The organism is Pseudoalteromonas lipolytica (assembly GCF_001306915.1).
Classification (GTDB): Bacteria; Pseudomonadota; Gammaproteobacteria; order Enterobacterales; family Alteromonadaceae; genus Pseudoalteromonas; species Pseudoalteromonas simplex.
This window is the reverse complement of record NZ_LJTC01000023.1, coordinates 1-8,134: the sequence shown is the minus strand read 5'-3', so window position 1 is coordinate 8,134 and position 8,134 is coordinate 1. Positions and strand designations below refer to the sequence as shown.

The following is an 8,134-nucleotide window of genomic DNA, read 5'->3' as shown; positions in this document are numbered from 1 at the left end:
CGTAATTTATGGGCTATCCGCTATTACGCAAAAGCGTCCTCAGTTGGAGCGTTTGCTAGTCCTGCAACAAGTGTTAGCGCTACACATGCCGCACTAATCTTTTTTACAATATCCGACCAGATCTTACCTTCTTCCTTGGATTTTGATTTTTCGATAGCAAGTTTTAGTAAAGCTTCTTTTTGATCCATACCAACAGCATTAGCCATTGCGATGCACTGGTTCGCAGTTAAATGACGATTACCTTTTTTAATTTGGGACATATTACCTGAGTTAAATTCAGTGAAATCTGAAATAACTTGTTTGTCCTGAGTGTAACCTTTAACTTCTTTATATTTTTCAATTAGTTCGTAACTAAAATTCATAGCGTTCTCCTCACTTACTTAATTATAACTGTCATTCTTGATAAATAAAAAGTTGACGACTGTCAAAACTGAATGCTAGATTTACCAGCATTCAAGATTGACAGTTCGTCATTTTAACAAGGAATACGGATATGAGTTTCACTAAATTACATGAGCTAAACCAAAGTTTATCTCAATATTTACTCGATACATTCTCAATCGATATTCCTGACCCAGTTACTCTAACTATTTTCTTCAGCCTGTACTTGTTTGTAATTATTGCTGCACTTTTGGCTGTTAACGAAACACTTAAAGATTCATATATGGATAGTAAGGACTAGATAATGACCGCACTATCATCTACCCAATACGCCCAAGTATTCCCGTTAAATACTGCAATGAATTTAACGGCAAATTTGCACCCTGCAAACACGGCAAAAGACGTTTTCGAGAACTTATCTAAGCCAATGAAAGAACGTTTTTTCGACTATCAAACTTGGCGAAATCGTATCTTTGAACGTCATTCTAACCTTGCTCACATGCTTAGTACGGGCTACTTTTTAGCTGAAAAATTCGGCAATTTAGCCGATGCAAACGCCCGTTTAAAGCGTGCAGATGAAGCGTTAAAACTAGGGAATGTGAAGTTCGGTCACATCAATTTATCTGTTTCTGATGATGAACTTTGTGATATTGCAGAGCAAAAAGCTCGCTATTGCGAGCTTAAAATCGCTAAAAATGGTCATAACTTGCATGTATTTGTACAATTAAAAGAATTGGCAAATTCATTTAATATCGATGCACCGGTTCTCGTTTCACCTTACTGTTCAACCCTATCAGCAACATCATTAGTTGGCGCACTTAACCGTTTTGCAGACCCTATTTGGTGGCGTAGAAAATTACGCAAAATCCAAGCTGTAACCATTGAACAATTAGCGCGTGATTTAAGACTCGTTCATAAAAAAGCAAGCGCTTATGTCTCACAACCAACTATCCAAAACCGCCGTGATAGAAAACGTAAATCAGAACAAATCATGTCTGATTTATTTGTTGTTCCGAATGAATCAAATCCATTTGAAGAATTTGAAACATTACAATCCATCATTGAACGTTCGCATACATCGGGCAAACAACAAGCAGCCGAACTCATGGTTCGTATTCGTGGTTTTGAAGAACTGGCCGACATGCATGGCCATCGTGGTGAGTTTTATACTTTATCAGCGCCGAGTCGTTTTCATTCAGTACACCATACAGGTATACCGAACAAAAAATATAACGGCTCAACACCCCAAGAAGCACAAGAATATTTTAACGATATTTGGAAACGTGCCCGCGCCCTATTCGCTAAGCAAGATTTAAGACCTTACGGCTTTAGAGTTGTTGAACCACATCATGACGGTTGCCCACACTGGCACATGCTTTTATTCATGGAAAAAGGTGATGCAACTCAAGTACGTAACATACTTAGAAAGCTTTGCACCCAAGATACACCAGACGAATTCAAATCAAAAACAACTCGCTTTAAAGCCATTGCTATTAATAAAAATAAAGGCTCTGCGGCTGGTTACATTGCTAAATACATTACTAAAGCTGTTACTGGTGATTGCATCGACAAAGTCACTTGTTCTCAAGCTGGTGAAATTAACGTACTACCCGCTGATGCTGCTGAACGCGCATCAACATGGGCAAGCACTTTTAACATTAGACGCTTTCAGCAAATCGGTGGTCCATCTGTCAGTTTATGGCGTGAACTTAGACGACTAGGCCAAGGCGAACAAGGCAAATGCGAGGTTGCTAACGCAATGAAAACCACACTAGATACAGTTTCAAAATATGCCTTAGAAAAGGTTCGTCAAGCCGCTGATTCATCTGACTGGAAAGCGTTTTGTTTAGCAATGGGCGGCGTACAAGTTAAACGTAAAGATCAAACGCTAAGACTGCATTACCAGATACCTGACATTGTTGACCAAATCACAGGTGAGATTAGCCGAAGCGAAACCCAATCGCCCTACTTTGCCACCAAATACGGCGACCAACCAGCCAACCGTATTTTAGGCGTTGCATGGGATGCCGTAGTTGTTATCACTCGTCGCGGAACATCACAGATTTTGACTGAAACAGACATCAAGGCTCAGCGCAAAATCATGATAGGCGTATCAGAGCAGATTCAAGGCTGGCATGACCACGGTCGCTTATTCGAGCCAACCAAAGAAGAAATGCAATTCCTAGAAGCATGTGTTTTAGAGGACTATCAAAACATGTGTTTGTTCATGGATTACGAAGCACTAGCAGGCAACATTATGAGCGATGAAATCGCGAACTTGGACTTGTGTCATTAACTGTAACTTTTAATTTTAAGACCACTGATTAAGGAAATTTATTATGAATATTGAAGGCGCTATCACAGATTTAATCCCTGTTAACCGTACTGACGATAAAGGCGCTCCACTGCCTACAACCGCAGAGTTTAAGCTGCACACTAAAAACCCTGCGCAAATTCTATCTGTGAAAGTTTCAGCAGATCAATTCACAGACGGTACATACAAGCAATTAGAGCAAATGCAATCAGACCCTAATGGCTGGGGCTTAAAGCCTGTACTACTCAATATCGAGTATTACGAAGGTGCGAACGTTGCTCGTCAGATGGACTGGAAAGGCTTCCGCTTACATAGCCTGCCATCTGAAACAAAACAGGTTAAAAACTAACTATGGGCGAGTACAAATACATTGCTATTTGTCCCGTTGCGCCTGTAGAGAAACAGTGTCCGGTGGAATTGGAGGTTGTGGAAACACCTCTTCCAGTTCCGCTCGATTGGGAGACATTTCAAAATGAAGTAGCTCCTCAAATTATCATCGTTCTTCTTACTTGTTATGGGTGGAAGAAATTATCAAAAATGGTTTGGAATAGATAAGGAACTTAACCATGAAAACTAACATTCTAAAAAGCAAACTAGCTAAGGCTGGTATTTTAACTACTTTAGTAGCTTCTGGCTCTGCACTTGCTGAACCTGCCGCTGAGGTAACTGCTGCAACAACTCAATTTACAACTTTCTTTACCGAAAATGCCAACCTGATTGGTGGTGCATTCTTAGGTGCTGCTTTCGTAGCTATTGTTTGGAAGTGGCTTAAAGGTATGTCGTTTAGCTAATGTTCATCACATTAGACACAGTGCTAATTGTCTCAGGACTTTTAGCACTTTATATCTTATTTGATGATTGAAAACTAAGGCGCAATGATGCGAATACTAATATTTATATTGGCGCTAATGAGCGCCTTTTTTGTTTCTACAGCTTCATCTTCTATACCTGATGATTCTGACTTGAAATCCCCAAAATCCACTATGAAAAGATGTTATGTATTGAATAGTGAGCATGTTACTGGCGGTGAGTATTGTGGAGATGGTGACGACCCAGTTTATCGGGCTTGCCTTAACGCTTCTTTCGTCCCTTTTTCTACGTCTTCGAGAAGCTATTACGATATGACATGTCAACCTCATAATGATTTTGCTCGTTTTTGGTATACAAGTGATAAGTATGATAAAGGTGAAGCTGCTGCTGATTTCTCATTGTTTCCAGATACAGTAGAGAAACCTTCTTTAAGTTGTCCTCCTGATGAATTCCCAGACCACACCATTGAGTATAAAGTGGGTCCAAATGCTAATGATATTATGTGTGCAAAAACTCTAGTTGACCCTGAAGATTGTCCTGCAGGCTATCATACTAAAGGCGCTTCAAAAGCTCTTGGCTCGGATTCTTGTCTTCCTAATGAATGTCCTCCTGCTGGTAGTAGTGAAAGTTTATTTTCTTCACCTACTATCGGTGGCTCACCATTCGATGGTGGTGGCTTATACTGTAATGGTGGTTGTACTTATAATGTTAATGAATCTCAGATATCACTAAGTAAGTTTGCGATTGGTGTAAGTCAAGGTGTTGCTTGCGGTGATAAACCTTATGAAAATAGCAAACTTGCAAATGATGCAAATGCTGACCAATGCACCACTACAAGTGATGGAACTGTCACCCTTTTACAATGCCCAGACCATCACCAACCGATTCCTGAAGATGACCCTTTAGATAATTCAGATTCTAAAGTTGATGATTCAAAAACACCTGATAAAACTAAAGAAACCTGTGCTGAGGGTGATACAGGTTGTAGTTTAAAAAATGTTGAAACTGAAATTGAAAACAGCATTAATCGATTAATTGATAACGACAATGAATTACATAATAAAAAAATAGACGCTGATACCAAAAATGCTAAAGCCTTTCTTAATATTATGGAAAGTATTGACACTGCAATTCTTTTACAAACTAGCCAAGATGAACGTTTACATGCCGTAACCGTTGGTAAATTTAATGAGTTAGTCGATGCAGTTAACGGGATTGAAGCTGGCGGTGGCGGCGGTGGTGGCGGCAATGGTACTGGCAACGGTAATATCGGCGGTCAAGATTGTGAAGGCACCATTGAAGAATGTTCAGGTATTGGTACTGGTGATGGTGTCGAACTCCCTACAGAAACTTTAAATCTTAACCAGTACGCTGACAAATATGATGACTGGCTTCCGAATGCTGAGCTGCCAGAAGAAAAGTGTGTAACTCTAACCAATGGCAAAACCCTTTGTTTCACTTACAAATATATAATTTTAATATTTCAAGCAATATCAGGTTTGCTCGTTATAAGTGCTTTAATCCATTCAGGTAAAATTATTGCGGGGTCTTTCTAATGCCTTTTTTAATACAGAGTTTTTTTGCTGCACTAGCTGCTTTACTTCCAAGCCTTGTTTCTAAAGTTCTCGTTAGTCTTGGTTTTGGTTACGTCACTTACCAATTGGGTCAATTTGGTGTTGATTATATATATCAGCAAATAGCTTCTTATGCTTCAACTATGCCGATCGAAATGATTGCAGTTCTTAAACTTGCAAAAACTGATGTTGCTGTGGGTATTGTCCTAGGTTCTTATGCTGCCGCATTAAGTATTAAAGGTTTAACCTCAGCTGGTTCTGTAACAAAAATGAAAGTTGGAGCACCTAACCAATGATTTATTTAAGAACAGGTGTTCCAGGTGCAGGTAAAACGTTAAATACTTTAAAGGAGATTTGCGAAGATGAACAAGTTACACAAAAGCAGAAGTTCTACAACAATATTAAGTGTTTCCTTCTGGATTTGGATTTCTGTAATAGTTTTGCTGGTTGGTTTTATGGCTCCTTTTTTCCTTCAGTAGCTAAAACAAAAAAGGGTAAAAGATATTCTAAAATAATTAAAAAAGCGCATGAAGAGGGTCGTTTAGTTGAAATTTCTGACGCACCTTGGTTGTCGCCTTTGTACAAATTTTATGATGAACGGGCAGCAATAGAATTGTTTGCTACTTGGTGCCGCCGTTGTTATCCGAAGAAGAATTTAACCGGATTAGATACATATCTAGAAGAAGCTGAAGAGCCTACGATTGAATCTATAAAGTTACTTAACTATCACTGGACAAAAGTAGATGACCCAACTCAATGGCCTGATTTACCAAATGGTTCTATAAGTGTGTTTGATGAGTGTCAGGACTTCTTTTCACCAATGGCTAATAGTGCAAAGCGGCCATTACACTATACAAAGTTCCAGACTCATAGACATACTGGCGTTGATATACATTTAGTAACTCAACATTACACTTTCTTAGACAACGTTATCCAAAAATGCACCAATTCCCATATACATTATTTTAGACCTATGGGCGGAGCTGCGATAACTCGATTTCAACGAGATAAACAATTTAACACTGATTACAAAGGGGATTTGGAGAAGTGCGCTACTAAGATGATGCGCAGGGATTCCAATTTTTATGGTGTTTATTGGTCAGCTGATGAACATACAGCTAGATTTAAAATACCACCTAAACTTTATCTAGGTTTTTTGGCTATTCCGATTTTAATTTATGTTATCTATTCATTAGCTCAAAATCTTGGCATGTTAGACACGGAAGAACCTACCACTGGAGAACCTCCAGTGACCGTTATTCCTGAAACTAAGTTATCGATAAAACCTCAAAAAAAGTTACTTTCTGATTTGGACTACAAACCACAAAAGTTTGAACATCCATTGAATGAAATGTGTGATGACTATGAATACGGTGGTTATGTTGTTAAAAAAAATCATGGCTTAGTTACTGTCGAGCATTATATAAATTGCGTAACAGGCAATCAGGTTGAGCGACAAAAAACCTCGATAATGGGTGAAGGCGAAAACGAGGTACAGCAAGCTGAGCAAATCAAAGAACCTGAAGTAATAACTCTAAGCTCTAACTATTTAGAAAAAATCGGTTATTCGATTTATCTAACAGAAGATTTACCAATCTTAAAATTTTCTGACAAAAACATTTTCCTAAGACAGTTTTAACTAAGCAACACAAAGGCAGAAAGGCGAGCTTCGAGCCTCTGCCTTGTGTGCTTAAAACTCAGATCTAATATATGTCACTGGTGACACTATGACTAGAAATCAAAAATACGAGCAGAAACAGAAAGTTAAAGGGTTAAAGAAAGTAACCCTTTGGATACCTGACGAATCAGAAGTTGAAATTAAACAGATGATAGAATTTCTGATCGATAACCCAGACCATATACCTTTTATGGCAAGAAATGTCAGAACAGGCCGTATGAAAAAGGCTATTTAGTGGTACGTAATTTTTTACGTAATATTCGTATCGGTACATAATAATGAACAAAATTATTACGTACCACTCACCTTTGTATCTCCTGTTCTTGGAGGATGGCGTAGCCATGTCATACATTCCAGAAAATCATCATTTCATCGAGAATCTGTTTCCATTTTATATGCTGTTTATTAGGGTCAGGTATCAATCCAGTGAGAAAGCCAATCGCATTCACTGCCCTAGTCTGTCTTCGAAAAAAGTTGATTGCCTTCTGATAAACCAAAAAGAGTTAAATGGAGTGTGCATTGTGATTTTTAATAAAGGAGTAAATCACAATGGGCAACTTTAAATTGCAGTTCGTTACGCTATTCGGATATGACTACGCAAAAGGAGCTAAAGAACTCGGAGTAAGTGAAAGACAAGTAAGGAGATATGTAAAAGCTAATAAAGCTAGTAAACCAGTTGAAAAACTGATTTTGATAATGTATCGCGGTTACTTGCCAGATACTGGCCCATGGGCAGAATGTAGTATTTCATATCATAACAATGTTATGACTACACCTTGGGGTAAAGTAAAACCATCAGATGTGCAGTTTGTTCACCGTTACAAATGGTCAGCTAAAGAACATGAAAGCATGTATAAAAAGCTTAAATCAGAAACAAAAGTTCAAGATAAATATTTATTTGATCTTCAAGAACAATTACTAGATATTGTAGGTGAATTAGCACTTAAAACAGGGAGTTGAAATGCAAATTAATTTTTTAAAATTGTACGCCTGCTTAACATTAGCTGGTCTCACTATTTGGCTTGTTGATCAAACATGGACAATGTATCAACTTAAACTTGTTTCAGATGCGACTACAAAAGCTTTGACCCAAGCTTCGCAGCCTAAAAAGATTCAAGTTCCTGCATACCAACCAAATTATCAAAAAAGATTGACTAGACAAGAACGTGAAAAAGCAATTGAAGAAAAGAAAGTTTGTGATTTTTTCTTAAAGGAATATCGTCAAAATCCGAATGAAGATAATCGGGTAAAGATGAGAAAATTTTGTCCTGTTAAATCTTCAAACTGACATACTGTCAAGACTGACAGTCATCATAACTAATTAATAAAAAAGGGCTTTCGCCCTTTTCTTATATGTTACGTACCGTAATTTATGGG

The 8,134-nt window shown here is 38.1% G+C and carries 11 protein-coding genes; 10 read left to right on the top strand and 1 reads right to left on the bottom strand.

Annotation, left to right across the window (positions count from 1 at the left end; translation table 11 throughout):
* Nucleotides 1-23: 23 nt before the first annotated feature.
* A complete protein-coding gene (locus tag AOG27_RS20810) occupies nt 24-362 on the bottom strand; it encodes a DUF3693 domain-containing protein (RefSeq protein ID WP_054554905.1) in 339 nt (112 codons plus the stop codon).
* 131 nt (nt 363-493) lie between these two features.
* Here AOG27_RS20810 and AOG27_RS20805 point away from each other — a divergent pair, with 131 nt between their 5' ends.
* The 10 genes from AOG27_RS20805 to AOG27_RS20755 all read left to right on the top strand — a co-directional run bounded on the left by AOG27_RS20805 (nt 494) and on the right by AOG27_RS20755 (nt 8,045).
* Nucleotides 494-682 (top strand): hypothetical protein, encoded by a 189-nt coding sequence (locus tag AOG27_RS20805; protein WP_054554904.1) that lies wholly within the window; start codon nt 494-496, stop codon nt 680-682.
* A 3-nt stretch (nt 683-685) separates the two neighbouring features.
* Nucleotides 686-2,677 (top strand): replication endonuclease, encoded by a 1,992-nt coding sequence (locus tag AOG27_RS20800; RefSeq protein WP_054554903.1) that lies wholly within the window; start codon nt 686-688, stop codon nt 2,675-2,677.
* Between the two features lie 43 nt (nt 2,678-2,720).
* Nucleotides 2,721-3,044 carry a hypothetical protein gene (locus AOG27_RS20795; protein WP_235523727.1) on the top strand — a complete coding sequence of 108 codons (324 nt, stop codon included), beginning with the start codon at nt 2,721-2,723 and terminating at the stop codon, nt 3,042-3,044.
* 217 nt (nt 3,045-3,261) lie between these two features.
* On the top strand, nt 3,262-3,486 hold the full coding sequence (locus AOG27_RS20785) for a hypothetical protein (RefSeq protein WP_054554900.1): 225 nt from the start codon (nt 3,262-3,264) through the stop codon (nt 3,484-3,486).
* Nucleotides 3,487-3,603: 117 nt separating this feature from the next.
* Entirely contained in the window at nt 3,604-5,061 is a 1,458-nt protein-coding gene (locus AOG27_RS20780; RefSeq protein WP_161804362.1) for a hypothetical protein, read from the top strand.
* On the top strand, nt 5,061-5,375 hold the full coding sequence (locus AOG27_RS20775) for a DUF2523 domain-containing protein (protein WP_054554898.1): 315 nt from the start codon (nt 5,061-5,063) through the stop codon (nt 5,373-5,375). Before AOG27_RS20780 ends, AOG27_RS20775 begins: the two co-directional genes overlap by 1 nt.
* The gene (locus AOG27_RS20770; protein WP_054554897.1) at nt 5,372-6,718 is read left to right on the top strand and encodes a zonular occludens toxin domain-containing protein; all 1,347 of its coding nucleotides are present in this window, start codon (nt 5,372-5,374) and stop codon (nt 6,716-6,718) included. Before AOG27_RS20775 ends, AOG27_RS20770 begins: the two co-directional genes overlap by 4 nt.
* A gap of 88 nt (nt 6,719-6,806) precedes the next feature.
* Nucleotides 6,807-6,992, top strand: a complete 186-nt coding sequence (locus AOG27_RS20765) for a hypothetical protein (RefSeq protein WP_054554896.1) — start codon at nt 6,807-6,809, stop codon at nt 6,990-6,992.
* A gap of 314 nt (nt 6,993-7,306) precedes the next feature.
* On the top strand, nt 7,307-7,717 hold the full coding sequence (locus tag AOG27_RS20760; RefSeq protein ID WP_054554895.1) for a hypothetical protein: 411 nt from the start codon (nt 7,307-7,309) through the stop codon (nt 7,715-7,717).
* 1 nt (nt 7,718) lies between these two features.
* Nucleotides 7,719-8,045, top strand: coding sequence for a hypothetical protein (locus AOG27_RS20755; RefSeq protein WP_054554894.1), 327 nt, complete (start codon nt 7,719-7,721; stop codon nt 8,043-8,045).
* The last annotated feature ends 89 nt before the right edge of the window (nt 8,046-8,134 follow it).

What these genes read in the sequence shown, in the direction of transcription:
- AOG27_RS20810 (WP_054554905.1), bottom strand. Translation starts at nt 362, where the DNA reads ATGAATTTTAGTTACGAACTAATTGAAAAATATAAAGAAGTTAAAGGT.
- AOG27_RS20805 (WP_054554904.1), top strand. Translation starts at nt 494, where the DNA reads ATGAGTTTCACTAAATTACATGAGCTAAACCAAAGTTTATCTCAATAT.
- AOG27_RS20800 (WP_054554903.1), top strand. Translation starts at nt 686, where the DNA reads ATGACCGCACTATCATCTACCCAATACGCCCAAGTATTCCCGTTAAAT.
- AOG27_RS20795 (WP_235523727.1), top strand. Translation starts at nt 2,721, where the DNA reads ATGAATATTGAAGGCGCTATCACAGATTTAATCCCTGTTAACCGTACT.
- AOG27_RS20785 (WP_054554900.1), top strand. Translation starts at nt 3,262, where the DNA reads ATGAAAACTAACATTCTAAAAAGCAAACTAGCTAAGGCTGGTATTTTA.
- AOG27_RS20780 (WP_161804362.1), top strand. Translation starts at nt 3,604, where the DNA reads ATGAGCGCCTTTTTTGTTTCTACAGCTTCATCTTCTATACCTGATGAT.
- AOG27_RS20775 (WP_054554898.1), top strand. Translation starts at nt 5,061, where the DNA reads ATGCCTTTTTTAATACAGAGTTTTTTTGCTGCACTAGCTGCTTTACTT.
- AOG27_RS20770 (WP_054554897.1), top strand. Translation starts at nt 5,372, where the DNA reads ATGATTTATTTAAGAACAGGTGTTCCAGGTGCAGGTAAAACGTTAAAT.
- AOG27_RS20765 (WP_054554896.1), top strand. Translation starts at nt 6,807, where the DNA reads ATGACTAGAAATCAAAAATACGAGCAGAAACAGAAAGTTAAAGGGTTA.
- AOG27_RS20760 (WP_054554895.1), top strand. Translation starts at nt 7,307, where the DNA reads ATGGGCAACTTTAAATTGCAGTTCGTTACGCTATTCGGATATGACTAC.
- AOG27_RS20755 (WP_054554894.1), top strand. Translation starts at nt 7,719, where the DNA reads ATGCAAATTAATTTTTTAAAATTGTACGCCTGCTTAACATTAGCTGGT.